The organism is Delftia sp. DS1230 (assembly GCF_040112715.1).
GTDB classification, from domain to species: domain Bacteria; phylum Pseudomonadota; class Gammaproteobacteria; order Burkholderiales; family Burkholderiaceae_C; genus Comamonas; species Comamonas tsuruhatensis.
Map to the genome: position 1 here is coordinate 5,175,829 of NZ_CP157763.1, position 25,692 is coordinate 5,201,520.

Here is a 25,692-nt window from a genome sequence, read left to right on the forward strand (position 1 = left end):
CGGGTGGTCCCGCGCTCAGATTTCGACCATCTCAAAGTCTTCTTTACGTGCTCCGCACTCGGGACAGGTCCAGTTCATGGGCACGTCTTCCCAACGCGTCTGGGGTGCGATGCCATGCTCGGGGCAGCCTTGCGCCTCGTCATAGATCCACCCGCAGATCAAGCACATCCAAGTTTTGGGGTCGGTCACAGCTTAAAGGGCCTTCACATAGAATGCAACGATTGTATCTAGTCACAACCACCCGCCACGGCCTTCGCTGGCGGGGCGCACACTGGGCTGAGCCATGGCATTGAACCCCTCCAACTCCCCCAGTCCCGACACCGAGCCGATGGACGAAACCGCGCCCGTCTGCGTGCTGGTCTTCAACGCCAGCGACCCCAGCGGGGCGGGCGGCCTGTCGGCCGATATCGCCACCATCGCCTCGGTCGGCGGCCATCCGCTGCCCGTGGTCACGGGTGCCTACGCACGCGATTCGGCCAAGATCTTCGAGCATTTTCCCTTTGACGACGAGGCCGTGGCCGAGCAGGCGCGCGCCGTGCTGGAGGACATTCCCGTGTCCGCCATCAAGGTCGGTTTCGTGGGCAGCCCGGGCAACCTGGCAGCGATTGCCGAGATCGCCTCCGACTACCCCGACATCCCCATCGTCTGTTACATGCCCGACCTGTCGTGGTGGGAGGAAGACCCGCTCGACCAGTACATGGACGCCCTCAAGGAACTTGTTCTTCCGCAAACGTCTGTGTTGGTTGGAAGCCACAGTACGCTGTCGCGCTGGCTGCTGCCCGACTGGACCAACAGCCGCAGCCCCACGGCGCGCGACATCGCCATGGCGGCCGAGGCCCTGGAAGTGCCCTACGTGCTGGTCACCGGCATTCCCCTGCCCGACCAGTTCGTGGACAACGTGCTGGCCACGGCGCAGTCGGTGCTGGGCAACAGCAAGTACGAGATGTTCGACGCCACCTTCACCGGCTCGGGCGACACCCTGTCGGCCGCGCTGACGGCCCTGGTGGCCAGCGGCAACGACCTGGGGCTGGCCACGCAGGAGGCGCTGGAGTACCTGGACCGCAGCCTGGACAGCGGCTTTCGCCCCGGCATGGGCCACTACATCCCGGACCGCATGTTCTGGGCCCAGCCCGAGCCCGAGGATGAAGATGCCGAGGCCGCCGCCGAGCCCCTCGCCGAACTGGACCCCGACACCCAGGCCATCGAAGGCTTCGTGATGCCCCCTCATGACACCAAGCATTGAGGCAGGCCACCGCCTGAGCGGCTGCGCGGCCGGCACAGGCCCTTGGCTTGGCACCTCTGGCTTGTACCCCGCACATGGCAGACTCCTGCACTATGACCACTGACCTGAATATTCCCCTGTTCGAACGCGCCAAGGCCGTGATCCCCGGCGGCGTGAATTCGCCCGTGCGCGCCTTCAACGCCGTGGGCGGCACGCCGCGCTTCGTGCGCCGTGCGCAGGGCGCGCATTTCTGGGACGAGAACGCCCAGCAGTTCACCGACTACATCGGCTCCTGGGGTCCGATGATCCTGGGCCACGGCCACCCCGAGGTGATGGCCGCCGTGCAGGCCGCCGCGCTGGAAGGCTTCTCCTTCGGCGCCCCCACGGAGCGCGAGGTCGTGCTGGCCGAGAAGATCCTCTCGCTCATGCCCTCCATGGACATGGTGCGCATGGTCAGCTCGGGCACCGAGGCCGGCATGAGCGCGCTGCGCCTGGCGCGCGGCTTCACGGGCCGCAACAAGATCATCAAGTTCAACGGCTGCTACCACGGCCATGCCGACGCCCTGCTGGTCAAGGCCGGCTCGGGCCTGGCGACCTTTGGCGCCTCCTCCTCGGCCGGCGTGCCGCAGGACGTGGTCAAGGACACCGTGGTGCTGGAATACAACGACGTGGGCCAGCTCGAGGAGGCCTTCGCCCAGTTCGGCGACCAGATCGCCTGCGTGATCATGGAGCCCATTGCCGGCAACATGAACTTCGTGCGCGCCAGCGTGCCCTTCACGCGCCGCATCCGCGAACTCACGCGCGAGCATGGCGCGCTGATGGTCTACGACGAGGTGATGACCGGCTTTCGCGTGGCCCTGGGCAGCGCCCAGAGCCTGTACGCCCAGCAGATCGAAGGCTTTGCGCCCGACATCACCGTGCTGGGCAAGGTCATCGGCGGCGGCATGCCCATGGCGGCCTTCGGCGCGCGCCGCGAGATCATGGAAAAGCTCTCGCCCCTGGGCCCGGTCTACCAGGCAGGCACCCTGTCGGGCAACCCCATTGCCACGGCCTGCGGACTCAAGACGCTGGAGCTGATCAGCGAGCCGGGCTTCCACGACGCCCTGCACGCGAAGACCGGCCGCCTGATGGCCGGCTTCAAGGCCGAGGCCGACGCCGCCGGCGTGCCCTTCAGCGTGGACCACCAGGGCGGCCTGTTCGGCTTCTACCTGCTGCCCGAGCTGCCCAGCACCTGGACCGAGGTCATGAAGACCGATGGCGCACGCTTCAACCGCTTCTTCCACGGCATGCTGGAGCGCGGCCACTACTTTGCGCCCGCCCTGTACGAGGCCGGCTTCGTGAGCGCCGCGCACACGGACGAGGACATCGACAAGACCATCGAAGCCGCGCGCGAAGTGTTCAAGACGCTCTGACGCTGGCCCGTACCTGCCGATCGAGCCCGCCCTCGCGGGCTCTTTTCACGTCAGGGCCGAAGAAAAGCCTGGCGCGCCTGTTCGACCTCATCGCGCACGGCACAGCCTTGCGCATGGTCGTTGACCAGGCCCATGGCCTGCATGAACGAGTAAACAGTCGTAGGCCCCACGAACTTCCAACCGAGCTTCTTCAGCTCCTTGGACAGCGCCCGAGACTCGGCCGTCTCCGACACAGGCCCCGAAGCCTGCACAGGCTCCGGCACATGGCACCAGAAGAAGGCCGACAGCGAGCCTTGCGCCTCCACCATCTCCAGCGCCCGCTGCGCGTTGTTGATCACGGCCTCGATCTTGCCGCGATGCCGCACGATGCCCGCATCGCCCAGCAGCCGCAGCACGTCGTCTTCGGTGAAGCGCGCGACCTGGTGGAAGTCGAAGCCGGCAAAGGCCGCGCGGAAGTTCTCGCGCTTGTTGAGGATGGTCAGCCAGCTCAGGCCGGACTGGAAGCCTTCGAGGCTGAGCTTCTCGAACAGGCGCCGGTCGTCGGTGACGGGAAAGCCCCATTCACGGTCGTGGTAGGCCAGGTAGCTGTCCGTGGCCGCGCACCAGTGGCAGCGCGGCCGGCCGTCGGGGGCGGTGAACAGGCGGGACATGGTCAGGATTTCCCGGGTTCGGGAGAAGGGAGGGACAGCAGCCAGGCCGCCATCTGCAGGGATTGCGCCGCATCGATGTGCGGGTGGCGCGGCATGATGGCGCGGCCCCATTCGCCGGCCCCGCCCTCGCGGATCTTGCGCGCCAGGTAGTCGGCGGCATCTTCGCGGCCCCGGTAGCGGCCGGCGATCTGCTGGAAGGACGGGCCCACGTAGTGGCGCACCAGGCCGTGGCAGCGCAGGCAGTCATTGCCTTCCACCAGGGCCTTGCCGGCGGCCAGCTGCGCGTCGGCTGTCACGGCAGCTGCGGCCGCCGCCGTGGTGGCCCCGACAGCCGGCCCGCGCATGATGCGCCAGCCGATGTTGAAGACACCCAGCGCCACCAGCAGCATGAAGACCACGAGCGCCCAGCCCAGCCAGCGGGGCCGCTGGGGGGCGTCGTCGCCCTCGTCGTCTGCGCCAGGAGGCAGTTGGCCGGCCATCAGTGGCGGAAGTGGCGCACGCCGGTGAAGACCATGGCCACGCCGCGCTCGTTGGCGGCGTCAATGACTTCCTGGTCGCGCATGGAGCCGCCGGGCTGGGCCACGCAGGTGGCGCCTGCGTCAACGACCACGTCCAGGCCGTCGCGGAAGGGGAAGAAGGCATCGCTGGCCACGACCGTGCCCTGCAGGCTCAGCTTGGCGGCCTCGGCCTTGATGGAGGCGATGCGCGCCGAGTCCAGGCGGCTCATCTGGCCTGCGCCCACGCCCATGGTCATGCCGTTCTTGCAGAACACGATGGCATTGCTCTTGACGTACTTGGCGACCTTCCAGGCGAACAGCAGGTCCTGCAGTTCTTCGGGCGTAGGCTGCTTGACGGTGACGACCTTGAGGTCGGCCAGGGCCAGCTCATGGTTGTCGGCGGTCTGCAGCAGCAGGCCCGAGCCGACGCGCTTGGCGTCCACGGCGTTGCGGCCCTGGTCCCAGGCGCGCTCGCCGCCGGCCGGCAGGGCGATCTTCATGAGGCGCACATTGACCTTGGGCTTGAAGATTTCCAGCGCCTCGGCCGTGAAGTCGGGGGCCATCAGCACCTCGACGAATTGCTTGACCACGGCCTCGGCCGCCGCCTTGTCCACCGTGCGGTTGAAGGCGATGATGCCGCCGAAGGCGCTGGTGGGGTCGGTCTGGAAGGCCTTGGCATAGGCTTCGTGCGCGTCCTTGCCCACGGCCACGCCGCAGGGGTTGGCGTGCTTGACGATCACGCAGGCGGGCTGCTCGAAGCTCTTGACGCATTCCCAGGCGGCATCGGCGTCGGCGATGTTGTTGTACGACAGCTCCTTGCCCTGCAGCTGCTCGCCCGTGACCAGAGAGCCGGGTGCCGGATACAGGTCGCGGTACAGGGCGGCCTGCTGGTGGCTGTTTTCGCCGTAGCGCAGGTCCTGCACCTTGGTGAAGTGGCCGTTGCTCTGGCCGGGGAAGGCGCTGCGCTCTGGCACGTAGGCTTCGGAGAGCTTGTCGTCCTCGAACTTCACGCTGGACAGGTAGTCGCTGATGGCGCCGTCGTACTGGGCGATGCGGTTGAAGGCGGCCACGGACAGCGCAAAGCGCAGCTTGTCGGAGAGCTTTCCGTTGGCCTTGAGTTCACCCAGCACGGCCTCGTACTGGCCGGCATCGGTGATCACGCCCACGTCGGCCCAGTTCTTGGCGGCAGAGCGCACCATGGCAGGGCCGCCGATGTCGATGTTCTCGATGGCGTCGGCCAGCGTGCAGCCGGCCTTGGCCACGGTGGCCTCGAAGGGGTAGAGGTTCACCACCAGCAGGTCGATGGTGTCGATGCCGTGCTCCTTGAGGGCCGCCATGTGGGCGGGCAGCTCGCGGCGCGCCAGCAGGCCGCCGTGGACCTTGGGGTGCAGGGTCTTGACGCGGCCGTCCAGCATCTCGGGGAACTGGGTGACTTCGGCGACCTCGGTCACGGGCAGGCCGGCCTCGGCCAGCAGCTTGGCGGTGCCGCCGGTGGACAGCAGCTTGATGCCCAGGGCGTGCAGGCCTTGGGCGAATTCGACAATACCGGTCTTGTCAGAGACGGAGAGCAGGGCGTTCATGGGCGTCGGTGCAGGGAGTTTGAAAAAAGGGGAATTCGTGCCACTCAGAGCATGTCGTGCTCAAGCAGCTTCTTGCGCAGCGTGTTGCGGTTCAGGCCCAGCCAGTCGGCGGCGCGGGACTGGTTGTTGTCGGCCTGGCTCATCACCACTTCCAGCAGCGGCTTTTCGACCAGGTGGATCAGCATGTCGTACATGCCATTGGGCTTTTCGCCGTCGAGATCGCGGAAGTACCCCTCCAGGCTTTCACGCACGCATTGTTCGATGTTCTGGTTGCTCATACTGTCATTCCTGCGGGCTCTGCGAATTCGGCGCTTGTGGCGCCGGCATCGATGGCGGCTGGTATCCGGTCCATCTGCGCGCCCAGGGCGTCCAGATAGTCGGCCACGGCCTGCCATTGCACCGCGCAGTCCTCGATGGTGTTGATGTGTTGTCTGAATGCCTCGCCGCCCGGCAGGCTGCGCAGGTACCAGGCGATGTGCTTGCGCGCACTGCGCACGCCGGTGCCTTCGCCGTACAGGCTGTAGTGGTCCTGCAGATGCTCCAGCAGCAGCCGGCGCAGCTCAGCCACCAGGGGCGGGGCCATGTGCTCGCCCGTGGCCAGGAAGTGCGCGATCTCGCGGAAGATCCACGGCCGGCCCTGGGCGGCGCGGCCGATCATCACGGCATCGGCGCCCGTGTAGGCGAGCACGTCGCGCGCCTTCTCGGGGCCGGTGATGTCGCCATTGGCCACCACGGGCACGCGCACCGCCGCCTTGACGGCAGCGATGGTGTCGTACTCGGCAAAGCCCTTGTAACCCTGCTCGCGCGTGCGACCGTGCACGGTGAGCATCTGTATGCCCACCTCCTCGAAGCGGCGGGCCAGCACCACGGCGTTCCTGTGCGCGTCGCACCAGCCGGTGCGCATCTTCAGCGTGACGGGCACGCCGTGCGGGGCGCAGGCCTCTACCACAGCCTGGGCAATCTCCACGGCCAGGGCCTCGTTCTGCATCAGGGCCGAGCCGGCCCATTTGTTGCAGACCTTCTTGGCCGGGCAGCCCATGTTGATGTCGATGATCTGGGCGCCACGGTCCAGGTTGTAGCGCGCGGCCTCGGCCATCATCTCGGCGTCCGTGCCCGCGATCTGCACCGCGATGGGCCCGGGCTCGCCCTCATGGTTGGCGCGGCGCGAGGTCTTGAGGCTGTTCCACAGGTCCTTGCGCGAAGTCACCATCTCGCTGACCGCATAGCCCGCGCCCAGGGCCTTGCACAGCTGGCGGAACGGCCGATCCGTCACCCCCGCCATGGGGGCGACGAACAGGCGGTTGGCCAGGGCATGGGGGCCTATGGACAGGGGAAGGGAGGACATCGGGAAAGCCGGAGAAAACGCGCGCGCCGATCACAAAACGGGCGGCAACAAAGGACCAAGATTGTACCTGCCCAAATTTTCAGCAGGGCTAAAACCGGGCCGTCAAGGCGGCCAAGCGGCGAAAACAAGACAGCGCAGCGGTTTCATGGTGTGGGAACGAAGGTGCGCACCTGGCCCGGAACGGCCTGCAGCCCGTAGGCACCGAGCCGGCCCTGCCACCAGCGGCGGTTGAATTGCACGTCAGGAGAGACCTGGTCGTCGGGCATGGGGCGCAGGCCGACCTTCTGCAGCCCGGCTTTCTGCAGCCCAGCCTCAAGCCCCAGGTCCAACGCCTCGCCGTCGGCCAGCGGGCCGCGCACCACGGCCATGGCCTTGCGCCCGTCGGTCACCCAGGCGTCCAGCACCAGGGCCGGGCGGGTCTCGGGAGCGGCCAGGCTCACGCAGCCTTGCAGACGCGGCTCCAGGCCCAGCGGCTCCAGCTCGCGCTGCAGCTGCTCCAGCCTGTCGGCCACGGCCGGGTCCGGCAGGGTGCAGCCCTTGGCCTGCAGCGCCTTGCCCCAGGCCGAGGTCGGTGCGGCCTCCTGGGTCGGCGGCGCCTGGGCAGCGGCCTGTGCCACCACGGTGGTGTGCTTGCCTGGCGATGGCTGCAACGCGGCGCAGCCGGCCAGGCCGGCTGCTGCCATTCCCAATGCCGCCCATCCCGCCCATCCTGCAATCCGCCCTGTCTGCATGACGCCCCCTGTTCTTTGTGGTTCCGGACCAGGCCCCACGATAGCTTCAGGCCGACAAGGCGTCAGCCAGCGCAGACCTACACTTGGCAGCACCTATGGAAGTCTGGATGCATCAATTGCTGGGCTGGCTGGCGCTGCCGCAGTACGGCCTCAGCACCGTGTTCATCGTGGCCCTGATCTCGGCCACGCTGCTGCCGCTGGGCTCGGAGCCTGCGGTGGTCGGCCTGCTCCAGCTCAATCCCGACCTGTTCTGGCAGACGGTTTTCGTGGCCACGGCCGGCAATACGCTGGGCGGGGCCATCAGCTGGTGGATGGGCCTGGGCGCGCACAAGGCCTGGCGCGCGGCACGCGAGCGGCGGCTGGCCGGGCTGCCGCCTGAACGGGCCAAGCCGCCGCGCAATCTGTCACGCCACGAGCGCCGCGCCCGCGTCTGGCTGCGCCGCCTAGGCGCCAAGGCCTGCCTGCTGAGCTGGCTGCCCGTGGTGGGCGATCCGCTGTGCGCCGTGGCCGGCTGGCTGCGCCTGCCGTTCTGGCCCTGCGTGTTCTACATGGCCATCGGCAAGTTCCTGCGCTATGTGGTGATGACGGTGGTGCTCCTGCAGCTGCTGCCGGCCTCCTGGGCCAGCTGAGGCCGAAGCCCCCCACCGAAGCCCTCCCCTTTTGCGATCTACGCCTGCGGCTCGCGCGCCCAGGGCGCCAGCGCGAAGTGCGCGGCCAGGAAATCGATCAGCGCCTGCACGCGCGCCGGCCGGGCGCGCCCCGGCGGCGTGACGATGTGCAGGGCGATGGAGGGCACCTGCCAGTCGTCCATGCAGGTCTGCAGCGCACCCGATTGCAAATCTTCCCAGGCCAGGAATTCGGGCTGCAGGGCCAGGCCCAGCCCGGCGCGCAGGGCCGGCGCCAGGCCCTCGGCATTGTTCACGCGCATGGCCGTGGGCACGACCTGGGCGAACTCGCCGCGGCGCGCATGCACGAAGCGCCAGGCCTCGCCCAGGCGGCTGTGCACATAGCGCAGCGCCCGGTGCTGCGCCAGCTCGCGCGGATGGGTGGGGCGGCCGTGGCGCTCGAAGTATTCGGGTGATCCCACCAGCAGCAGGCGCACCGTGCACAGGCGCCGCGCCAGCAGGCTGGAGTCGGGCAGCGAGGAGATGCGCAGCGCGATGTCGAAGCCCTGGGCCACGACGTCGATCAGCTCGTCGCTGAAGTGCAGGTCCAGCGTGACCTCGGGATGCTCGGCCATGAAGGCGGGCACGGCCGGCGCCAGGTGCGAGATGCCGAACGACATGGGCGCCGCAATGCGGATGGGGCCGCGCAGGCTCTTGGACTGCTCGCTGATCTCGGCCTCCACGGCCTCGCCCTCGGCCAGGATGCGCGCGGCCCGCTCCAGAGAGGCCTGGCCGCCGGCCGTCAGCGACATGCGCCGCGAGGTGCGGTGCAACAGGCTGGTCTTGAGCCGCGTCTCCAGCCGCGTGATGGCCTTGGAGATGGTGGGCTGGGAGACGCCCAGCTCGGCGGCGGCCTTGGCGAAGGAGCCCGTCTCGGCCACCTTGGCGAAGACGGCCCAGGCTTCGAGGTCAGGAAGTCTTGGCATGAAATTTTTGGAATAGATGTCTTTGCATATTTTCTATTCTCTTCTTGATCGGCAAAACATAAAGTTCATCCATCGCAACACACAACGCAGCAGGAGAACACCATGATCGAACGCCGTCCCTTCCAAGCCCTTGGCGGTGCCAACCACGGCTGGCTCGATGCCAAGCACCACTTTTCCTTCGCCGGCTACCACGATCCGGCCCGCATGGGCTGGGGCGCGCTGCGGGTGTGGAACGACGACACCATCGCCGCCGGCACGGGTTTCCCGCCCCATGCCCACGCCAACATGGAAATCATCACCTATGTCCGTGAAGGCGCCATCACCCACCAGGACAGCCTGGGCAACAAGGGCCGCACCGAAGCCGGCGATGTGCAGGTAATGAGCGCGGGCACCGGCATCCGCCACTCGGAATACAACCAGGAAAAGGGCACGACGCGGATCTTCCAGATCTGGATCATGCCCGACGAGCGCGGCCAGCAGCCCCCGTCCTGGGGTGCCAAGCCCTTCCCCAAGGGCGAGCGCTCGGGCAGCTTCGTGGCCCTGGCCAGCGGCCTGCCCGGTGACGAGGACGCCCTGCCCATCCGCACCGCCGCCCGGGTGCTGGGCGCCACGCTCAAGGCCGGCGAGAGCACGGAGTACCGCATCGGCCGCGACCGCCTGGGCTACCTGGTGCCGGCCAGCGGCTCGGTACAGATCGACGGCGTGACGCTGCAGGAGCGCGACGGCGCCGCCATCAGCGACGTCGAGACCCTGCGCGTCACGGCCCTGACCGACGCCGAGCTGGTGCTCGTCGACACGGCGCGCTGAAGCGCCCTTGCCGCCCCGGCTCCGGCCGGGGCCCACCTGCCCCAACTGTCTTTCCGAATTTCCGCTGTCCCTTCCTTCACCCAACCCACTGCCTCACAGGAGATCACCATGACCGACCGCAAGTACCTCGAAGTCCTGACCCCCGCCAACAGCCAGATCATCTTCATCGACCAGCAGCCCCAGATGGCCTTCGGCGTGCAGTCCATCGACCGCCAGGTGCTCAAGAACAATGTGGTGGGCCTGGCCAAGGCGGCCAAGGCCTTCGACATTCCCGCCACCATCACCACGGTGGAGACGGGCAGCTTCTCCGGCCACACCTATCCCGAACTGCTGGCCGTGTTCCCCGAGCACAGGCTGCTGGAGCGCAGCTCCATGAATTCCTGGGACGACCAGAACGTGCGGGATGCGCTGGCCGCCAACGCCGCCCAGGGCCGCAAGAAGATCGTGGTCTCCGGCCTGTGGACCGAGGTGTGCAACACCACCTTCGCCCTGTCGGCCCTGCATGACACGGACTACGAGATCTACATGGTGGCCGACGCCTCGGGCGGCACGTCGCTGGACGCCCACAACTACGCCATGGACCGCATGGTGCAGGCCGGCGTGGTGCCCGTGACCTGGCAGCAGGTGCTGCTGGAATGGCAGCGCGACTGGGCCCGCCGCGAGACCTATGACGCGGTGATGGACATCGTGCGCGAGCATTCCGGCGCCTACGGCATGGGCGTGGACTATGCCTACACCATGGTGCACAAGGCCGCCGAGCGCGTGCAGCATGGCGAGACCGTGGGCCCGAACCCCGCCAAGGCCTGAGCACCAGCGCCGCCGCCGGCCCGCCAAAGGAGTCTCGCCATGAAGCTCTATGCACTTTCCCTTGGGGCCGGCCTGCTGGTCGGCGTGGTCTACAGCCTGCTGCAGGTGCGCTCGCCCGCACCGCCGCTGGTAGCCCTGGTCGGCCTGCTGGGCATCCTGGCCGGCGAGCAGATCGTGCCCGTGGGCCGGCACCTGCTGCAGGGCATGGACCTGCGCAGCGCCTGCAGCAAGACGCAGGCCACCGAGCATGTGCTGGGCGAGTTGCCCGGTCGCAAGAGCACCGATGCCGATCGGCAGCACGGCTGACCTCTCCCCAAACCTTCAAGAAAACTGCACCATGACCACGCGCAGAAAAGTCCTGGGCTCCGCAGCCACCCTTGCCATGGGTGGACTGCTGGGTTGCACCACCAACGCTCGCCAAGGAGCCTCCATGTCCGATTCCACGCCCGAAGTCGTCTTCCACAACGGCCGCTTCACCACCCTGAACAAGGCCCAGCCCACGGCCACCGCCGTGGCCGTGAAGGACGGCCGGTTCATCGCCGTGGGCACGGACGCCGAGGTGCTGGCCCTGGCCGGCAGCGGCACGCGCCGCATCGATCTGCAGCGCCGCAGCGTGCTGCCCGGCCTGTTCGACAACCATACGCACGTGATCCGCGGCGGCCTGAATTTCAACCTGGAGCTGCGCTGGGACGGCGTGCGCTCGCTGGCCGATGCGCTGGACATGCTCAAGCGCCAGGTGGCCAACACGCCCGCGCCGCAGTGGGTGCGCGTGGTCGGCGGTTTCACCGAACACCAGTTCGTGGAAAAGCGCCTGCCCACCATCGAGGAGATCAACGCCATCGCGCCCGACACGCCGGTGTTCCTGCTGCACCTGTATGACCGCGCCCTGCTCAACGCGGCCGCCCTGCGCGCCGTGGGCTACACCCGCGACACGCCCGAGCCCGCCGGCGGCGAGATCACGCGCGATGCAAACGGCAACCCCACGGGCCTGCTGCTGGCCAAGCCCAACGCCACCATCCTCTATGCCACGCTGGCCAAGGGTCCCAAGCTGCCGCTGGACTACCAGGTCAACTCCACGCGCCACTTCATGCGCGAACTCAACCGCCTGGGCGTGACCGGCGTCATCGATGCGGGCGGCGGCTTCCAGAACTACCCCGACGACTACGAGGTGATCCAGAAGCTCAGCGAGGCCAACCAGATCACCGTGCGCCTGGCCTACAACCTGTTCACGCAAAAGCCCAAGGAGGAGAAGGCCGACTTCCTGAAGTGGACGCAGAGCGTGAAATACAAGCAGGGCAACGACTATTTCCGCCACAACGGCGCGGGCGAGATGCTGGTGTACTCGGCCGCCGACTTCGAGGACTTCCGCCAGCCGCGCCCCGACATGCCGCCCAGCATGGAGGGCGACCTGGAGGAAGTGGTGCGCGTGCTGGTGCAGAACCAATGGCCGTGGCGCCTGCACGCCACCTACGACGAGACCATCTCACGCGCGCTCGATGTCTTCGAGAAGGTGCACCGCGACACGCCCATCGACGGCCTGAACTGGTTCTTCGACCATGCCGAGACCATTTCGGACAAGTCCATCGACCGCATTGCGGCGCTGGGCGGCGGCGTGGCCGTGCAGCACCGCATGGCCTACCAGGGCGAGTATTTCACCGAACGCTACGGCGCACGCGCCACCGAGGCCACGCCGCCCGTCAAGAAGATCCTGGAGCGCGGCGTGAAGACCTCGGCCGGCACGGACGCCACGCGCGTGGCCTCCTACAACCCCTGGGTGTCTCTGTCGTGGATGGTGACGGGCAAGACCGTGGGCGGCCTGCAGATGTACCCCCAGCGCAACCTGCTGGACCGCGAGACCGCGCTGCGCATGTGGACCGAGAACGTGGCCTGGTTCTCCAACGAGGAAGGCCTGCGCGGCCGCATCCAGGTGGGCCAGCTGGCCGACATGATCGTGCCCAGCAAGGACTACTTCGCCGTGCCCGAGGACGAGATCTCCTTTCTCACCTCCGAGCTCACCGTGGTGGGCGGCCGCGTGGTCTATGGCGCAGGCCCCTTCCAGCAGCATGACGACAACCCGCTGCCGCCGGCCATGCCCGACTGGTCGCCCGTGCGGCGCTTCGGCGGCTACGGCGCCTGGGGCGAGCCCGAGGGCGCGGGCAGGAACTCGCTCAACCCCGCGCGCTACCGCAGCCTGGCGGCGGCCTGCGGCTGCGGCACCAGCTGCGGCATGCACGGCCACCGCCATGCCGACGCCTGGGCATCGAACGTGCCGACCTCGGACCCCCGAAGCTTCTTCGGCGCGCTGGGCTGCTCCTGCTGGATGGCCTGAGGAGCAAGGCCATGTCCATCGATTCCAAGCCGTCTGCCCCAGCTGTTGCCGGCAGTTCCTCCGGCAGCTTCGCGCCGCTGCGACAGCCCGTGTTCGCCGTGCTGTGGGCGGCAACGGTGCTGGGCAACATCGGCAGCTTCATGCGCGATGTGGCCAGCTCCTGGATGGTGACCGAGCTGTCGGCCAGCCCGGCCGCCGTGGCCCTGATCCAGACGGCGGCCACGCTGCCCATCTTCCTGCTGGCGATTCCGGCCGGCGTGCTGTCGGACATCCTGGACCGCCGACGCTTCCTGATCGGCATCCAGATCCTGCTGGCCGCCGTCAGCGCCAGCCTGCTGCTGCTGGCACGCACCAACACGCTGACCGTGGAGTACCTGGTGGCGCTGACCTTCGTGGGCGGCATAGGCGCGGCGCTGATGGGGCCGACCTGGCAGTCCATCGTGCCCGAGCTGGTGCCGCGCAGCGACCTCAAGAACGCGGTGGCGCTGAACTCGCTGGGCATCAACATCGCACGCGCCCTGGGCCCTGCGGCCGGCGGCCTGCTGCTGGCCAGCTTCGGCGCGGCGGCGGCCTACGGTGCGGACGTGGTCAGCTACGTGTTCGTGATCGCCGCGCTGGTCTGGTGGAAGCGCCCCAAGGCCGAGGCATCGGCCCTGAACGAGCAGTTCTTCGGCGCCTTTCGCGCTGGCCTGCGCTATGCCCGCTCCAGCCGCGAGCTGCATGTGGTGCTGCTGCGCGCCGCCGTGTTCTTCCTGTTCGCCAGCTCGGTCTGGGCCCTGCTGCCGCTGGTGGCGCGGCGCATGCTGGGCGGCTCGGCAGGCTTTTACGGCGTGATGCTGGGCGCCGTGGGCGCAGGCGCCATCCTGGGCGCGCTGGTGCTGCCGCGCCTGCGCAAAAGGCTGGATGCCGATGGCCTGGTGCTGCTGTCCTCCGTGCTCAGCGCCGCCGTGATGGCCGCGCTGTCCACCGCGCCGCCGCAATGGGCCGCGGTGCTGCTGATGCTGGTGCTGGGCCTGGGCTGGATCATTGCGCTGACCACGCTCAACGGCGTGGCCCAGGCGGTGCTGCCCAACTGGGTGCGCGGCCGCGGGCTGGCCATCTACCTGATGGTGTTCAACGGCGCCATGGCGGGCGGCAGCCTGGTCTGGGGACTGTTTGCACAGGGTGTTGGCATTCCCACGGCGCTGCTGATCGGCGCGGCGGGCCTGGTGGCCATCTCGCTGGTGTTCCACCGCATCAAGCTGCCCACGGGCGAGGCGGACCTGCAGGCCTCCAACCACTGGCCCGAGCCGCTGCTGGCCGAACCGGTGGCCCATGACCGTGGCCCGGTGATGATCCAGGTGGAGTACCAGGTGCGCCGCCAGGACCTGCCGGCCTTCATCGAGGCCATGCAGCATGTGGCACGCGAACGCCGCCGCGATGGCGCCTATGCCTGGGGCATCGCCGAGCACACGGGCGAGCCGGGCCGGGTGATCGAGTGGTTCCTGGTGGAGTCCTGGGCCGAGCATCTGCGCCAGCACCAGCGCGTGTCCAGGGCCGATGCCGATCTGCAGGCCCAGGCGCTGCGCTTTCATATCGGCCCCGAGCGGCCCGTGGTCCACCACTTCCTGGCGCTGGATGCCGCCAGTGCTGCCAGTGCCGCCAGCGGGCCTGCGCAGGCACCGGCGCACGGCCACGCCCACTGAAGCGTTGCGGCAGGCCTGCCCCTGGCCTGCGCCCGGCCTGCCAGGACACCTCAGCGGATATCCAGCCGCTCCAGCGCACGCACCAGGTCGGCCAGCGTGCGCACCTGCATCTTGCGCATGGCCTGGCTGCGGCGCACCTTGACCGTGATTTCGCTCACGCCCAGGTCTGCCGCGATCTGCTTGTTCAGCAGGCCGCGCACCACGCCCACGACCACTTCCTGCTCGCCGGGCGACAGCGACTGCCAGCAGGCGCGCAGCGCCTGTTCGCCGGCCTCCAGCGCGCGGCGCTGGCGGTCCAGGGCAATGCCCTGCTGGATGGCGTCGAGCAGGTCCTGGTCGCGGAAGGGCTTGGTCAGGAACTCGATGGCGCCGGTCTTCATGGCCTCCACGCTCATGGGAATGTCGCCATGGCCGGTGATGAAGATGGTGGGCAGCTTCAGGCCCATCTCCAGCATCTGGCGCCGGAAATCCATGCCGCTTTGGCCCGGCATGCGGATGTCCAGCACCAGGCAGGCCGGTCCCTGCGGCGGCTGCCGCTGCCAGTGGTCCAGAAACTCGCGCGTGGCGCCGAAGGCGCGCACGCACAGGCCCACCGAGGCCAGCAGGTCCTCGATGGCTGCGCGCACCGAGGGGTCGTCATCGACGATGTAGACCAGTGCCTCGGCTTCGGCGGTGGAGGGTTCAGCCATGGCGCAATCCCGTGGAAGGCCTGGCGCCCGTGGCCGGGGCGCAGGCGATGGTGACGTGAAAAGCCGTGCCCCCGCGCCCGTCCTCGCGGTCCGTGGCCCAGATGCGGCCGCCGTTGGCCTCGGCCATGTGGCGGCAGATGTTCAGGCCCAGGCCCATGCCATCGGGCTTGGTGGTCCAGAAGGCATCGAACAGGTGGGTGCGGGCCAGCGGCGACAGGCCTTCGCCCGCATCGGCCACGGTCAGCACCAGCTGCTGGCCCAGGGCCTGCGTGGCGATGGCGATGCGCCGCTGCGCGGCCGGTGTGTGCTGCATGGCGTCCATGGCATTGAGCAGCAGGTTGGCCAGCACCTGCTGGATCTGCACGCGGTCGGCCCAGGCCGGCTGCAGCGCGGTCGCCAGCTGCAGGTCCAGGGCCACGCCGCGCCGGTCCAGCTCTGCGACGGACAGGCGGGCCATTTCGCGCACGGCCTCGTTGAGGTCGAAGGACTGCCGGCTGGGTGCGTCTCCGCGTGCCATGCTGCGGATGCGGGCGATGACATCGCTGGCGCGCTGCGCATCGCCCAGGATGCGCTCCAGCGCCTGGCCGGCCTTGGCGAGGTTGGGCGGCTCCTGGGCCAGCCAGCGCTGGCAGGCGTTGCCGCTGGTGACGATGGCCGCCAGCGGCTGGTTGACCTCATGGGCGATGGAGGCCGTCAACTGCCCCAGGCTGGTGGTCTGGGTGATGCGCAGCAGCTGGGTGCGCGCCGCATGGGCCGCGTTCTGGGCCGCCACCATCTTCAGGCCCAGATAGGCCGTGATGGCAATGGCCAGGATGCTGATCACCATGTTGATCAGTCCGGTGCGATAGGCGCCGGCAGGCGTGAGCGCAAAGCTGGCCAGGGTCAGCACGATGCACAGCGCCGTGAGGCCGATGACCACGCGCGGGCTGAACCAGCGCACCGCCACCAGGATGATGGCGGTATGGAACACGGCGGCCGCCACGGCGTAGTCGGTCAGCGTGTCCAGCGCGAAGATCGCGGCCATGGCGACGCCCATGGCCGCCAGGATCAGGGCCCGGGGCCAATGGGGAAAGCGGCGCAGAGCGGTGGTCATGGCGTGCAGGGCTGCGATGAGGGCGTGTCGATTGTGTCGCAAGATGCCCTGCCCTCCCGCGCTCAAAGCGCGGGCCGGCGGCCCACGCTCAGTTGGAGCTCCACCGTGGCCTTGGCCAGCTCGGTCTCTGCCTCCAGCGATCCCAGGTAGGCCTCGTCGGCCGAGCGCTGGGCGGACAGCAGCTCCAGCAGCGAAGCCTCGCCATGCCGGTAGGACAGGCGCATGCCTTCGAGCACGCGCTGCGCATCGCGCAGCACGCCGTCGCGGTAGCGCTGCACGTTCTCGCGCGCGGCGCTCAGGCGAAAGCGGGCGGAGCGCACATCGGCCTCGGCCCGGTTCTGGGCCTGCTGCAGGGCCAGCATGGCCTGGGTGACGGCCGCCTCGGCCTGCACCAGGTCGCCCCGGTCCAGGCGCGACAGCGGCAGCGGCACGCTGACCGAGACCGACAGCGTGCGCGAGCGCCCGCCGCCATCGAAGGGATTGCCCTGGGCGTCCGTGCCACCGGCCGTGGCGGGCACGGCGGCCATGCCCACGGCCAGCGTGGGATTGACCCAGCGGTTGGCCCGGGCCAGGCCCGCGTTGTCGCGCGCATGCTCCAGCGCCGCCTGGGCGATGCGCACCTCGGCGCGCGACTGCAGGGCCTGGGCGACCAGGGCGTCGGCATCCTCCAGTCCCGAGTCTTCGGCCAATTCCATGAAGCCGCATTGCAGCGTGTCGCTGGCAAAGACTTCGGACAGGCGGCGCCCCAGCGGGACGGACAGCGCCAGCCGTGCGGTCTGCGCCTCGGCGCGCGCCTGCACCACCTCGGCCTGGAAGCGGTCGCGCTCCACGCGCGACTGCAGCCATTCCACGCCGCCGATGTCGCCGGCCTTGCGCCTCAGCTCGTTGGCCTGCACCACATCGCCCAGCGCCTTCAGCGTCTGCTGCTTGCGCTCCAGCGCCAGCGAGTCGCGGCAGGCCTGGGTGTAGTCCTGGGCGGCATCGGAGAACAGCTGGCTGCGCACGCCTTCAAGGCCGGCCTCGGACAGGCGCACCTGGCTGCGTGCGGACTGAATGCGCGCGGCGCGCTTGCCGCCCGTCTCCAGCTCCATGCTGATCTCGTAGTTGCGCGTGGTGGGCCGGGGCTGGCCGGTGCGCACCTGCTCGCGCGAGGCGCCCAGCGTGAGGCTGGGGTCGGGGCGTATGCCGGCGATGCCGATGCCGGCACGCGCGGATTCCACGCCCTGCTCCTCCGAGCGCAGCAGGGGGCTGTGCTGCTCCACGGCGTTGAGGTAGTCGGAAAAGCGCAGGCCAGCGGACGGCGCCGTCTGCGCCTGGGCTGCGGCGCCAAGGCACAGCAGCAGGGCCAGGGCCTGCCTGGGGAAGAAAGGGGTCGTTTGCATGGCGACTCGCATCAATGGGGTTGGCTCGTTGCGGTGCGATGCCCGCCCTCGTCCTCGGCGGCATCCGGATCGCCGCTCTCACCGCGTTCAGCGTCGCGGCGCTGGCGGCGCTCGGCCGCGCGGGCGGCACGGGCCTCGATCACGTAGTAGAGGTTGGGCAGCAGCAGCAGGGTCAGCAAGGTGGCGCTGAACAGGCCGCAGACCACGACCGTGGCCAGGGGCCGCTGCACGTCGCTGCCCAGGCCCGTCGCCAGCATGGCCGGCGTGAGGCCGAAGGCGGCGACGGTGGCCGTCATCAGCACGGGGCGCATGCGGCTGGAGGCGCCTTCGAGCACGGCTTCGCGCAGGCCCAGGCCGTCCTCGCGGCGCAGGCGGTTGATCTGCGAGACCATGAGCACGCCCGAGAGCACGGCCACGCCGAACAGCGCGATGAAGCCCACGGCGCTGGAGACGTTGAGCGTCATGCCGCGCAGGTGCAGGCCCGCAAAGCCGCCGATCATGGCCAGCGGCACCACGCCCAGCACCAGCAGCGGCTGGCGCAGGTTGCCGAACTCGCCGAACAGCAGCACCAGCATGATGCCCAGCGTCAGCGGCAGGATCATGAGCAGCCGCGCCTCGGCACGCTGCAGGTTCTCGAACTGGCCGCCCCACTCGATGTGCAGCTTCTGGCGGTCGTAGTCCAGGTGCTGGTCGATGGCGGTGTGCGCATCCTTGAGGAAGCCCGCCAGGTCGCGGCCGCGCACATTGAGCTTGACGAGGATGTGGCGCTCCCCGCCCTCGCGCACGATGACGCTCTGGCCCACGGTGGTGGTGATGCGCGCCACGTCGGCCAGCGGCACCTGGGCGCCATTGGCGGCCGACAGGCGCAGCGCGCCGATGGCCTCGGGGCTGCTGCGCGTGTCGGGCGTGAAGCGCACGGCCATGTCGTAGCTGCGCTCGCCCACGTAGAGCTGGCCGATGGAGGCCCCGCCCACGCCGGTGGAGATGAGCTGCGCCACCTCGGAGGCATTGATGCCGTAGCGCGCGGCAGCGGCGCGGTCCAGCGCAATGCGCAGGTTGGGCAGCGGCGGCTCCACGTCCACGGCCACATCGGCCGCGCCGGGCACTTTCTCCAGCACGGCCACCAGGGCATCGGCGACGCGCCGGTCCTCGGCCAGGTCCTGGCCGAAGACCTTCACCGTGAGGTCGCTGTGCGCGCCGGACAGCTTGTCCTGCACGCCGTCGATCATGGGCTGCATGAAGCCCACGGAGTAGCCGGGCAGCTGGTCGAAGCGCGCGGCCATCTTCGCGATCAGCTGCTGCTTGGTCAGGCCCGACTTCCATTCGCCATAGGGATGCAGGCCCACGCTGGCCTCGATGTGCGAGGGCGTCCAGTAGTCGGTGCCGTCATCGTTGCGCCCGGTCTGGGTGACGATGTAGGAGACCTCGGGGAACTCCAGCGCAGCGCTGCGCAGCGCGTCGGCCATGTCGCGCGCCTTGTCCAGCGTGATGCCGGGCGGCATCTGCACCTGCAGCCAGATGGAGCCTTCGTCCAGGTACGGCAGGAAGTCGCGGCCCATGGTGCCGGCCAGCACGCCCAGCGCCAGCAGCGAGGCCGCCACGGCCCCCGCCAGCCAGCGCACGCGGCCCACGGCCGCGCCCAGGAAGCGGTCATAGCCCACGCCCAGCCGGTGCAGCACGGGGTTGTGGAAGATCCTGCGCGGCCTGCGGAAGGCCAGCCAGGCCAGGGCCGGCGTGAGCAGCAGGGCCACGGCCAGCGCCCCCACCAGGGCCGCGCCCACGGCGCTGGCCATGGGCGAGAACAGCTTGTACTCGATGCGCTCGAAGGCGAACAGCGGCAGGTAGGCGGCCGCGATCACGCACATGCCGAAGAAGATGGGCCGCGCCACCTGCAGCGTGGCCGTGATGGCGTCCCTGGGCGTGAGCGGCCGGTTCTGGTCGGCCTCGCGGCGCCGCAGGATGTTCTCGACCACGACCACGGCGCCGTCCACCAGGATGCCGAAGTCGATGGCGCCCAGCGACAGCAGGTTGGCCGGAATCTTCGCGTGGTGCATGAAGATGAAGGCCAGCAGCAGCGCCATGGGAATGGTCAGCGCCACGATCAGCGCCGCGCGCGGGCTGCCCAGAAAGACCAGCAGCACCAGGGTGACGACGATCAGGCCTTCGGCCAGGGTCTTGCCCACGGTGTGGGTGGTGCGCTCGATCAGCGTGGTGCGGTCCAGGTAGGGCACGACCTTCACGTCGGGCGGCAGCAGCTTGCCGTTGAGCTCCTCCACGGCGGCATGGATGCCCTCCAGCGCCTGCGAGGGGTTGGAGCCCTTGAGCAGCAGCACGATGCCCTGCAGGGTGTCGGAGTTGCCGTCCTTGCCCAGGATGCCACGCCGCTCCACGTTGCCGTAGGTCAGCCGCCCCAGGTCCTTGACCAGCACGGGCGTGCCGCTGTCCGTGGTCTTGACGACCACGTTGCCCATGTCGTCCAGCGAGCCCAGCAGGCCCACGCCGCGCACCACATAGGAGACATCGCCCCGGTCGATGACGCTGCCGCCGCCGCTGGCGTTGTTGGCATTGATGGCCTCGATCACCTGGGACAGCGCCAGCCCGTACTGCAGCAGCCGCGCCGGGTCCAGCTCCAGCATGAACTGCGTGGTCAGGCCGCCGAAGTTGGTCACGTCCACCACGGACTGGGCCTTCTTCAGGCGCGGGATCACCACCCACTGCTGCAGCTCGGACAGCTCGCGCAGGCTGCGCACCGGGCTTTCCAGCGTGTAGCGGTAGACCTCGCCCGTGGGCGAGCTGTAGGGGTCCAGCCCGGCGCGGGCACCATAGGGCAGCGTGACCTCGTCGATGCGCTCCTTCAGGCGCTGGCGCGCCCAGTAGCCGTCCACGCCGTCCTCGAAGACCACGGTAATCAGGGACAGCGCGAACAGGCTGCGCGAGCGCAGCACGTGCATGCCGGGCGTGGCCAGCAGGGCGCGCTCCAGCGGGATGGTGATCTGCTGCTCGATCTCCTCGGCCGCAAGGCCTGGCACCTGGGTGACGATCTGCGAGGTCACGTCGGCAATGTCGGGATAGGCCTCCAGCGGCAGCTGCTTCCAGCTGAACACGCCATACAGGGCCGCGAAGCAAAAGACCAGCCAGACCACGCCGCGGCGCGAAAAGCCGATGTTGACGATGCGCTCGATCATTGCAGCAGCACTCCCCCGTTGACCACCACGCGCTCGCCGGCCGCCAGGCCCGAGAGGATCTCGGCCTGGCCGTCCTGCTGCGCGCCGACCTGCACGTCACGCGGCTCGAAGCGCCAGCCGCCCTTGTCCACGAAGACGCGCGTGCTGACCTGGCCCTGCAGCAGGGCCGCGGCCGGCACCATCACGGCCTGGCGCGCCGGGGCGTCGAAGCCCACGCGCGCAAACATGCCGGGGCGCAGCCGCCCTTCGGGGTTGTCCACGGCCACGCGCACCTTGACGCTGCGCGTGGCGGTGTCCACCAGCTCGCCCACGTACTGCACGCGGCCCTGCAGCTGCAGGTCGGGATAGGCGGCCAGCGCGATGTGGGCCTGCTGGCCCACGTCCACATGGGCCAGGTCGCGCTCGCTGACGCTGGCGCTGAGCCAGACCTTGCGCAGGTCGGCCACGGTCATGACGGAGGCATTCACATCGTTCCAGTAGCCGCCCTGCGAGCCTGCCATCTCGACCACGCGCCCGCTGATGGGCGACTTGACCACGTAGCTGCCGCGCGAGCCTTCCTGCACGGCCGCACCCAGCTGGGACAGGTGGTCGGAGGCGGCGCGCGCATCAGCACCTGCTGCGGCCAGCGCCTGCTGCGCGGCCTCGTAGTCCTTGCGCGCGGCGATCTCGGCATCGAACAGCAGCTTCTGGCGGTCGAACTCCTGGTGCGCGTGCAGCAGCGCGGCCTGGGCCTTGGCGTGCTCGGCACGCACGCTGGAGATCTCGGAGGAGTCCATGGTGATCAGCGCATCGCCGGCCTTCACCGCATCGCCCAGCTGGTGGTGCAGGCGCACCAAGCGGCCCGCCACGGGCGGCGTGATGCGGACCAGCTTTTCAGGCTCGGCCTCGATGGTGGCGGGGGCCGACAGGCGGGTCTGCAGCGGCTGCAGGGCGATCTCGGCCACCTGCAAGCGCTCGCGCAGCGGCGAGCCTTCGGGCACCACGATGAGGTTGCCTTCGCGGCGCACGGGAGCCGGCTGCGGGGCGGCGGTGGCGGGGGTTGCTACTGCAGCCTGGGTTTCGGCCGGGCCGTTGCAGGCGGCCATGGCCACGCTGATCAGCAGCCCACCCACAGGCCATGCAGCCGCCAGCAAGGGATGGCGCTGGTGCAGGCCATGGGGTCGGCCTGGTCGTTCGGAAGCGAGAAAGCGGGTCATCCTGAGGTCTCCGGGTGCCATGGACCCGCGCAGACCTCTCGCCCCTTCAGGCGATCACAGGCCTCCGCCCAGGTCCGGGCAGATTAAGAAATGGAAGAAGGGAAAGACGGAAAGGGGCGGCGCGGCAGCGCCTGGCAGGATCGGGATCGGAATCAGGATCGGGGTCCATGGGGTACTCCTTTGCGTGTGGGTGGCGCAGTCCCCGCGCAGGCCGGGAGCCCTGTTTGCTGCAGTGCAATATGTGCCCGGAATTATCAAAGGCGAAAGTGCCTGCGGCCAGCCTTTGTTGGGAAGGCTGGCCTGTTCATTGGTGGATGCGGGATATACCTTCGTATAGAAGATGGCCGGCACAAGGCCCCCCTCGGCCCGGCCCAGCCCGGCCCGGAAAGCAAAAAGCCGCCAGCGCGGAGCGGGCGGCTTGCGGGCGATGGCCTGCGGGAAAGCTCAGTCCACTTTCAGGCCGATGGCTTTCACCAGTTCGCCAAAGCGCTCGCGCTCGGTGGCGTGGTGGTCGATGAAGGCCTTGCGGCTCAGCGGTGCGGGCGTGGCGCCCAGGGTGAGGATGACGTCGTTGACGTTCTTTTGCTCCAGCGCCTTGGCCACGGCAGTGCGAACGGCCTCGATCACCGATTCGGGCGTGCCCGTGGGCGCGTAGAGGCCGAACAGCGTGTCCGCATCAAAGCCCGGCAGGCCGCTTTCGGCCAGCGTGGGCACGTTGGGGTACTGCGGCGAGCGGTGCGGGCTGCCGATGGCCAGCAGGCGCAGCTTGCCGGCCTCGACCTGCTTGAGGCCCGGACCCGGGTCGAACCAGAACTGCAGCTGCCCGCTGAGCACGTCGCTGAGCGCCGGGCCCGCGCCCTTGTAGGGGGCGTGCACGGCATCGACACCGGCCATGCGCTTGAACATCTCGCCGGCCAGGTGCGGCGAGCTGCCCTGGCCCGGCGAGCCGTAGGACAGCTTGCCGGGGTTGGCCTTCAGGTGCTTGATGAACTCGGCCACGTTGGTGGCGGGCACGGCGGGATTGGTCTCCAGGAACACATGCACGCGCGCCACGGCAGCCACGGGCGTCAAGTCCTTTTCGGGATTGAAGGCCAGCTTGCTGTAGATCATCGGGTTGATGGTGATGGCCCCGCCCGAGCTGAGCAGCAGCGTGTAGCCATCCTTGGGCGCGCGCACGGTCTCGCTGATGCCGATGTTGCCGCCCGCACCGGGCTTGTTGTCCACCACCACCGACTGGCCCAGCACCTGGGACATGGTGGGCGTGATGGCGCGCGCCAGCACATCGGCCGCGCCGCCGGGCGCGAAGTTCACCACCAGGCGCACCGGGCGCTCGGGCCATTTGTCGCCGGCCTTCTGCGCCAGCGCAGGGACCGAGGCCGTCGCGCCCAGCAGGGCCAGCAGGCCCAGGCGGCGCCAGCGGCTGAAGGGGGTTGTCTTGTGCATGAACTGTGTCTCCTTGGGTTGTGAATTCTTGAAAGCGTGATGGGAGCCCGGCGGCGGCGGGGCTGCAATCAGTCCAGCCGTATGCCCGCCGACTCGATGACCTGGCCCCAGCGCCGGCTTTCGCTGCGCCAGTAGTCACGCATCTGCGCAGGCGTGCCGGGCAGCGGCTCCAGTGACAGCGCCTCGAAACGCGCCAGCACGGCAGGCGAGCGCAGCGCCTGCTGCAGCGCCACGGACCAGGCCTGTACGGTGGCGTCGTCCGTGCCTGCGGGTGCGACCAGGCCCTGCCAGGCATGGGCCTCGAAGTCCTTCACACCCTGCTCGGCCAGCGTGGGCACGCCCGGGTGGCTCTTGAGCCGCTCGGCGCTGGCCACGCCGATGACGCGCAGCTTGCCGGCCGCAATGTGCTGGGCCGCCGCCGCGCTGTCGGCCAGCATGAAGGGGATCTGGCCGCCGATCACGTCGATCAGGGCCGGCCCCGCGCCGCGATAGGGCACATGGGACATCTTCAGGCCCAGGCGCTGCGACAGCAGTTCGGTGGCCAGGTGGTGGGGCGTGCCCAACCCCGGGCTGCCGTAGCTGACGGGGCCTGGCTGGGCCTTCACCCACTGCGTGAACTCCTGCAGGTTGTGCACCGGCAGCTGGTTGCCGACCACGAGGAACAGCGGAAAGCGCGCCAGCAGGCCGATGGGCACGAAGTCCTTCTCGGCGTTGTAGGCCAGCTTGCGAAACAGGTGGGGGTTGGCCGCCAGCGTGGCGAAGTCGGCCGTGAAGACCAGGCTGCCCAGCTCGCGCGTGCGCGCCGCGTATTCGGCGGCGATATTGGTGCCGGCCCCGGGCTTGTTCATGACGACCACGGTGCGGCCCAGGGCCTTGCCAAAGGACTCGCCCACGGTGCGCGCCACGGCGTCCGAGCCGCCGCCTGCGGCAAAGCCCACCACCCATTCGACGGGCTTGCCGGTCTGTGCGTGTGCCGTGCCCATGCCCAGCAGGGGCGGGGCGCCTATGGCCAGTGCGGCCTTGAGTGCTTGTCTGCGCAGCATCTTGTCTCCTTGTTGTAGTGGCTCGTTTTGCCTTGAGCGCGTTCAGCGCGGTGCGACGGCGCCCGCGTTCCCGGACAGGCTGACCAGTGCGTGCAGCGTGCGCGTCACGGGCACGGCAATGCCCAGGCGGTCGGCCACCTGCAGCACGGCGCCATGGATGGCGCCCGTCTCGGTGGCACGGCCGGCCAGCAGGTCCTGCAGCATCGAGGGCTGGTGGCCCCGGTGGTGGTCCAGCGCATCGCGCACGGCCGCGCCCACGCGCTCGGCGCTGGCAGCGACGCCATGGGCATGGGCGACGGACAACACCTCGTCCAGCACGCGCTGCAGCAGGGCCTCGCCCTGCGGATTGGCCAGTCCGTCCACGGTCTGGCGCGTCACGGCGCACACGCCGTTGAAGGCGGCATTGAAGGCCAGCTTTTCCCAGATGGCTTCCTGCACCTGCGGGTCGATGCGGCAATGCATGCCTGCGCGGTTGAGGTCGTCCGCCAGCAGGTCGAAGACCGCGCTGCGCTGGCCGTCGCAAGGCATGAAGCGGATACCGCCCTGCCCCATGGAACTGACCTCGCCCGGCGACACCACGCGCGCAGGCCAGGTGGTCACGCCCACGGCGATGCGTTCGAGCGGCACCATTTCACGCAACACATCGGCATGGCCTATGCCGTTTTGCAGGCTCAGGAAATGCGTGTCCGGCCCGATGAGATGGGCAATGCCCTGCAGCGCGGCCCGCGTATGGGCCGACTTGGTGAAGACCAGCCACAGCGCGGGCCCGGCCGTGAGCTGCTCGGCCCGCGCCGCACGCACGCGGGCCTGCAGCAGCCCCTCATCGGTGTGGCAGCGCGCGCCTTCGCGGTTCAGGGCCTGCAGCAGCTCGTCGTTCACGTCGACCAGGGTCACGTCCAGGCCGATGCGGGCCAGCCGCGCCCCGAACAGGGTGCCCATGGCGCCTGCACCGAGGATGCCTATGCTTCTTGTGTTTTCCATTGCCGTGTCTCCTGCAGGGGGCTT

The 25,692-nt window shown here is 69.2% G+C and carries 24 protein-coding genes; 8 read left to right on the top strand and 16 right to left on the bottom strand.

What is annotated here, in order from left to right:
• Window positions 1–15: 15 nt before the first annotated feature.
• Window positions 16–168, bottom strand: a complete 153-nt coding sequence (locus AAN986_RS23355; RefSeq protein WP_017406135.1) for a rubredoxin — start codon at window positions 166–168, stop codon at window positions 16–18.
• A 115-nt stretch (window positions 169–283) separates the two neighbouring features.
• On the opposite strand from AAN986_RS23355, the gene AAN986_RS23360 reads away from it, so the two are divergent.
• Together AAN986_RS23360 and hemL are read left to right on the top strand one after the other, a co-directional pair.
• On the top strand, window positions 284–1,243 hold the full coding sequence (locus AAN986_RS23360) for a bifunctional hydroxymethylpyrimidine kinase/phosphomethylpyrimidine kinase (RefSeq protein WP_016453190.1): 960 nt from the start codon (window positions 284–286) through the stop codon (window positions 1,241–1,243).
• 92 nt (window positions 1,244–1,335) lie between these two features.
• On the top strand, window positions 1,336–2,634 hold the full coding sequence (gene hemL / locus AAN986_RS23365; protein ID WP_016453189.1) for a glutamate-1-semialdehyde 2,1-aminomutase: 1,299 nt from the start codon (window positions 1,336–1,338) through the stop codon (window positions 2,632–2,634).
• 50 nt (window positions 2,635–2,684) lie between these two features.
• On the opposite strand, the gene AAN986_RS23370 is transcribed toward hemL, so the two are convergent.
• From AAN986_RS23370 to AAN986_RS23395, 6 genes are all read right to left on the bottom strand, one after another.
• A complete protein-coding gene (locus AAN986_RS23370) occupies window positions 2,685–3,284 on the bottom strand; it encodes a DNA-3-methyladenine glycosylase I (protein WP_046987385.1) in 600 nt (199 codons plus the stop codon).
• Between the two features lie 2 nt (window positions 3,285–3,286).
• Entirely contained in the window at window positions 3,287–3,763 is a 477-nt protein-coding gene (locus AAN986_RS23375) for a c-type cytochrome (protein ID WP_047217484.1), read from the bottom strand.
• Entirely contained in the window at window positions 3,763–5,361 is a 1,599-nt protein-coding gene (gene purH, locus AAN986_RS23380) for a bifunctional phosphoribosylaminoimidazolecarboxamide formyltransferase/IMP cyclohydrolase (protein ID WP_017406138.1), read from the bottom strand. Before purH ends, AAN986_RS23375 begins: the two co-directional genes overlap by 1 nt.
• A gap of 44 nt (window positions 5,362–5,405) precedes the next feature.
• The gene (locus AAN986_RS23385; protein WP_016447943.1) at window positions 5,406–5,639 is read right to left on the bottom strand and encodes a Fis family transcriptional regulator; all 234 of its coding nucleotides are present in this window, start codon (window positions 5,637–5,639) and stop codon (window positions 5,406–5,408) included.
• Complete coding sequence (dusB, locus tag AAN986_RS23390; RefSeq protein WP_017406139.1) at window positions 5,636–6,706, bottom strand: tRNA dihydrouridine synthase DusB; 1,071 nt, start codon at window positions 6,704–6,706, stop codon at window positions 5,636–5,638. Before dusB ends, AAN986_RS23385 begins: the two co-directional genes overlap by 4 nt.
• A 143-nt stretch (window positions 6,707–6,849) precedes the next feature.
• Window positions 6,850–7,437, bottom strand: coding sequence for a hypothetical protein (locus AAN986_RS23395; protein ID WP_047217483.1), 588 nt, complete (start codon window positions 7,435–7,437; stop codon window positions 6,850–6,852).
• Between the two features lie 107 nt (window positions 7,438–7,544).
• Here AAN986_RS23395 and AAN986_RS23400 point away from each other — a divergent pair, with 107 nt between their 5' ends.
• The gene (locus tag AAN986_RS23400) at window positions 7,545–8,066 is read left to right on the top strand and encodes a YqaA family protein (RefSeq protein WP_047217482.1); all 522 of its coding nucleotides are present in this window, start codon (window positions 7,545–7,547) and stop codon (window positions 8,064–8,066) included.
• A 38-nt stretch (window positions 8,067–8,104) separates the two neighbouring features.
• On the opposite strand, the gene AAN986_RS23405 is transcribed toward AAN986_RS23400, so the two are convergent.
• Window positions 8,105–9,028: a LysR family transcriptional regulator gene (locus AAN986_RS23405; RefSeq protein ID WP_016447947.1), complete on the bottom strand. Its 924-nt coding sequence runs from the start codon at window positions 9,026–9,028 to the stop codon at window positions 8,105–8,107.
• A 102-nt stretch (window positions 9,029–9,130) separates the two neighbouring features.
• On the opposite strand from AAN986_RS23405, the gene AAN986_RS23410 reads away from it, so the two are divergent.
• The 5 genes from AAN986_RS23410 to AAN986_RS23430 all read left to right on the top strand — a co-directional run bounded on the left by AAN986_RS23410 (window position 9,131) and on the right by AAN986_RS23430 (window position 14,656).
• On the top strand, window positions 9,131–9,835 hold the full coding sequence (locus AAN986_RS23410) for a pirin family protein (protein ID WP_016447948.1): 705 nt from the start codon (window positions 9,131–9,133) through the stop codon (window positions 9,833–9,835).
• Window positions 9,836–9,943: 108 nt separating this feature from the next.
• Window positions 9,944–10,642 (top strand): hydrolase, encoded by a 699-nt coding sequence (locus AAN986_RS23415; RefSeq protein WP_016447949.1) that lies wholly within the window; start codon window positions 9,944–9,946, stop codon window positions 10,640–10,642.
• A gap of 39 nt (window positions 10,643–10,681) precedes the next feature.
• A complete protein-coding gene (locus AAN986_RS23420; RefSeq protein ID WP_016447950.1) occupies window positions 10,682–10,948 on the top strand; it encodes a XapX domain-containing protein in 267 nt (88 codons plus the stop codon).
• Window positions 10,949–11,072: 124 nt separating this feature from the next.
• Window positions 11,073–12,971 carry an amidohydrolase gene (locus tag AAN986_RS23425; RefSeq protein ID WP_047217481.1) on the top strand — a complete coding sequence of 633 codons (1,899 nt, stop codon included), beginning with the start codon at window positions 11,073–11,075 and terminating at the stop codon, window positions 12,969–12,971.
• A gap of 11 nt (window positions 12,972–12,982) precedes the next feature.
• Window positions 12,983–14,656 (top strand): MFS transporter, encoded by a 1,674-nt coding sequence (locus tag AAN986_RS23430; protein WP_047217480.1) that lies wholly within the window; start codon window positions 12,983–12,985, stop codon window positions 14,654–14,656.
• Between the two features lie 50 nt (window positions 14,657–14,706).
• Here AAN986_RS23430 and AAN986_RS23435 read toward each other — a convergent pair whose 3' ends face one another.
• From AAN986_RS23435 to AAN986_RS23470, 8 genes are all read right to left on the bottom strand, one after another.
• Window positions 14,707–15,345, bottom strand: a complete 639-nt coding sequence (locus AAN986_RS23435; RefSeq protein ID WP_046241015.1) for a response regulator — start codon at window positions 15,343–15,345, stop codon at window positions 14,707–14,709.
• Window positions 15,338–16,438: an ATP-binding protein gene (locus AAN986_RS23440; protein WP_047217479.1), complete on the bottom strand. Its 1,101-nt coding sequence runs from the start codon at window positions 16,436–16,438 to the stop codon at window positions 15,338–15,340. The genes AAN986_RS23435 and AAN986_RS23440 overlap by 8 nt, the downstream gene beginning before the upstream one ends.
• A gap of 62 nt (window positions 16,439–16,500) precedes the next feature.
• On the bottom strand, window positions 16,501–17,820 hold the full coding sequence (locus tag AAN986_RS23445; protein ID WP_047217478.1) for a TolC family protein: 1,320 nt from the start codon (window positions 17,818–17,820) through the stop codon (window positions 16,501–16,503).
• Between the two features lie 11 nt (window positions 17,821–17,831).
• The gene (locus AAN986_RS23450; protein WP_047217477.1) at window positions 17,832–21,005 is read right to left on the bottom strand and encodes a CusA/CzcA family heavy metal efflux RND transporter; all 3,174 of its coding nucleotides are present in this window, start codon (window positions 21,003–21,005) and stop codon (window positions 17,832–17,834) included.
• A complete protein-coding gene (locus AAN986_RS23455; protein WP_047217476.1) occupies window positions 21,002–22,201 on the bottom strand; it encodes an efflux RND transporter periplasmic adaptor subunit in 1,200 nt (399 codons plus the stop codon). The genes AAN986_RS23450 and AAN986_RS23455 overlap by 4 nt, the downstream gene beginning before the upstream one ends.
• Window positions 22,202–22,645: 444 nt before the next feature.
• Complete coding sequence (locus AAN986_RS23460; RefSeq protein WP_016447958.1) at window positions 22,646–23,644, bottom strand: tripartite tricarboxylate transporter substrate binding protein; 999 nt, start codon at window positions 23,642–23,644, stop codon at window positions 22,646–22,648.
• A 68-nt stretch (window positions 23,645–23,712) separates the two neighbouring features.
• Window positions 23,713–24,687, bottom strand: coding sequence for a tripartite tricarboxylate transporter substrate binding protein (locus AAN986_RS23465; RefSeq protein WP_047217475.1), 975 nt, complete (start codon window positions 24,685–24,687; stop codon window positions 23,713–23,715).
• A 42-nt stretch (window positions 24,688–24,729) separates the two neighbouring features.
• Window positions 24,730–25,668: a 2-dehydropantoate 2-reductase gene (locus tag AAN986_RS23470; RefSeq protein ID WP_047217474.1), complete on the bottom strand. Its 939-nt coding sequence runs from the start codon at window positions 25,666–25,668 to the stop codon at window positions 24,730–24,732.
• Between the last annotated feature and the right edge of the window lie 24 nt (window positions 25,669–25,692).

Excerpts from the sequence above, each read along its gene's own strand:
- AAN986_RS23375 (WP_047217484.1), bottom strand. The coding sequence starts at position 3,763 with ATGGCCGGCCAACTGCCTCCTGGCGCAGACGACGAGGGCGACGACGCC.
- AAN986_RS23455 (WP_047217476.1), bottom strand. The coding sequence starts at position 22,201 with ATGACCCGCTTTCTCGCTTCCGAACGACCAGGCCGACCCCATGGCCTG.
- hemL (WP_016453189.1), top strand. The coding sequence starts at position 1,336 with ATGACCACTGACCTGAATATTCCCCTGTTCGAACGCGCCAAGGCCGTG.
- dusB (WP_017406139.1), bottom strand. The coding sequence starts at position 6,706 with ATGTCCTCCCTTCCCCTGTCCATAGGCCCCCATGCCCTGGCCAACCGC.
- AAN986_RS23385 (WP_016447943.1), bottom strand. The coding sequence starts at position 5,639 with ATGAGCAACCAGAACATCGAACAATGCGTGCGTGAAAGCCTGGAGGGG.
- AAN986_RS23370 (WP_046987385.1), bottom strand. The coding sequence starts at position 3,284 with ATGTCCCGCCTGTTCACCGCCCCCGACGGCCGGCCGCGCTGCCACTGG.
- AAN986_RS23360 (WP_016453190.1), top strand. The coding sequence starts at position 284 with ATGGCATTGAACCCCTCCAACTCCCCCAGTCCCGACACCGAGCCGATG.
- AAN986_RS23450 (WP_047217477.1), bottom strand. The coding sequence starts at position 21,005 with ATGATCGAGCGCATCGTCAACATCGGCTTTTCGCGCCGCGGCGTGGTC.
- AAN986_RS23440 (WP_047217479.1), bottom strand. The coding sequence starts at position 16,438 with ATGACCACCGCTCTGCGCCGCTTTCCCCATTGGCCCCGGGCCCTGATC.
- purH (WP_017406138.1), bottom strand. The coding sequence starts at position 5,361 with ATGAACGCCCTGCTCTCCGTCTCTGACAAGACCGGTATTGTCGAATTC.
- AAN986_RS23435 (WP_046241015.1), bottom strand. The coding sequence starts at position 15,345 with ATGGCTGAACCCTCCACCGCCGAAGCCGAGGCACTGGTCTACATCGTC.
- AAN986_RS23410 (WP_016447948.1), top strand. The coding sequence starts at position 9,131 with ATGATCGAACGCCGTCCCTTCCAAGCCCTTGGCGGTGCCAACCACGGC.
- AAN986_RS23395 (WP_047217483.1), bottom strand. The coding sequence starts at position 7,437 with ATGCAGACAGGGCGGATTGCAGGATGGGCGGGATGGGCGGCATTGGGA.
- AAN986_RS23405 (WP_016447947.1), bottom strand. The coding sequence starts at position 9,028 with ATGCCAAGACTTCCTGACCTCGAAGCCTGGGCCGTCTTCGCCAAGGTG.
- AAN986_RS23425 (WP_047217481.1), top strand. The coding sequence starts at position 11,073 with ATGTCCGATTCCACGCCCGAAGTCGTCTTCCACAACGGCCGCTTCACC.
- AAN986_RS23420 (WP_016447950.1), top strand. The coding sequence starts at position 10,682 with ATGAAGCTCTATGCACTTTCCCTTGGGGCCGGCCTGCTGGTCGGCGTG.
- AAN986_RS23470 (WP_047217474.1), bottom strand. The coding sequence starts at position 25,668 with ATGGAAAACACAAGAAGCATAGGCATCCTCGGTGCAGGCGCCATGGGC.
- AAN986_RS23460 (WP_016447958.1), bottom strand. The coding sequence starts at position 23,644 with ATGCACAAGACAACCCCCTTCAGCCGCTGGCGCCGCCTGGGCCTGCTG.
- AAN986_RS23400 (WP_047217482.1), top strand. The coding sequence starts at position 7,545 with ATGCATCAATTGCTGGGCTGGCTGGCGCTGCCGCAGTACGGCCTCAGC.
- AAN986_RS23355 (WP_017406135.1), bottom strand. The coding sequence starts at position 168 with ATGTGCTTGATCTGCGGGTGGATCTATGACGAGGCGCAAGGCTGCCCC.
- AAN986_RS23465 (WP_047217475.1), bottom strand. The coding sequence starts at position 24,687 with ATGCTGCGCAGACAAGCACTCAAGGCCGCACTGGCCATAGGCGCCCCG.
- AAN986_RS23430 (WP_047217480.1), top strand. The coding sequence starts at position 12,983 with ATGTCCATCGATTCCAAGCCGTCTGCCCCAGCTGTTGCCGGCAGTTCC.
- AAN986_RS23415 (WP_016447949.1), top strand. The coding sequence starts at position 9,944 with ATGACCGACCGCAAGTACCTCGAAGTCCTGACCCCCGCCAACAGCCAG.
- AAN986_RS23445 (WP_047217478.1), bottom strand. The coding sequence starts at position 17,820 with ATGCAAACGACCCCTTTCTTCCCCAGGCAGGCCCTGGCCCTGCTGCTG.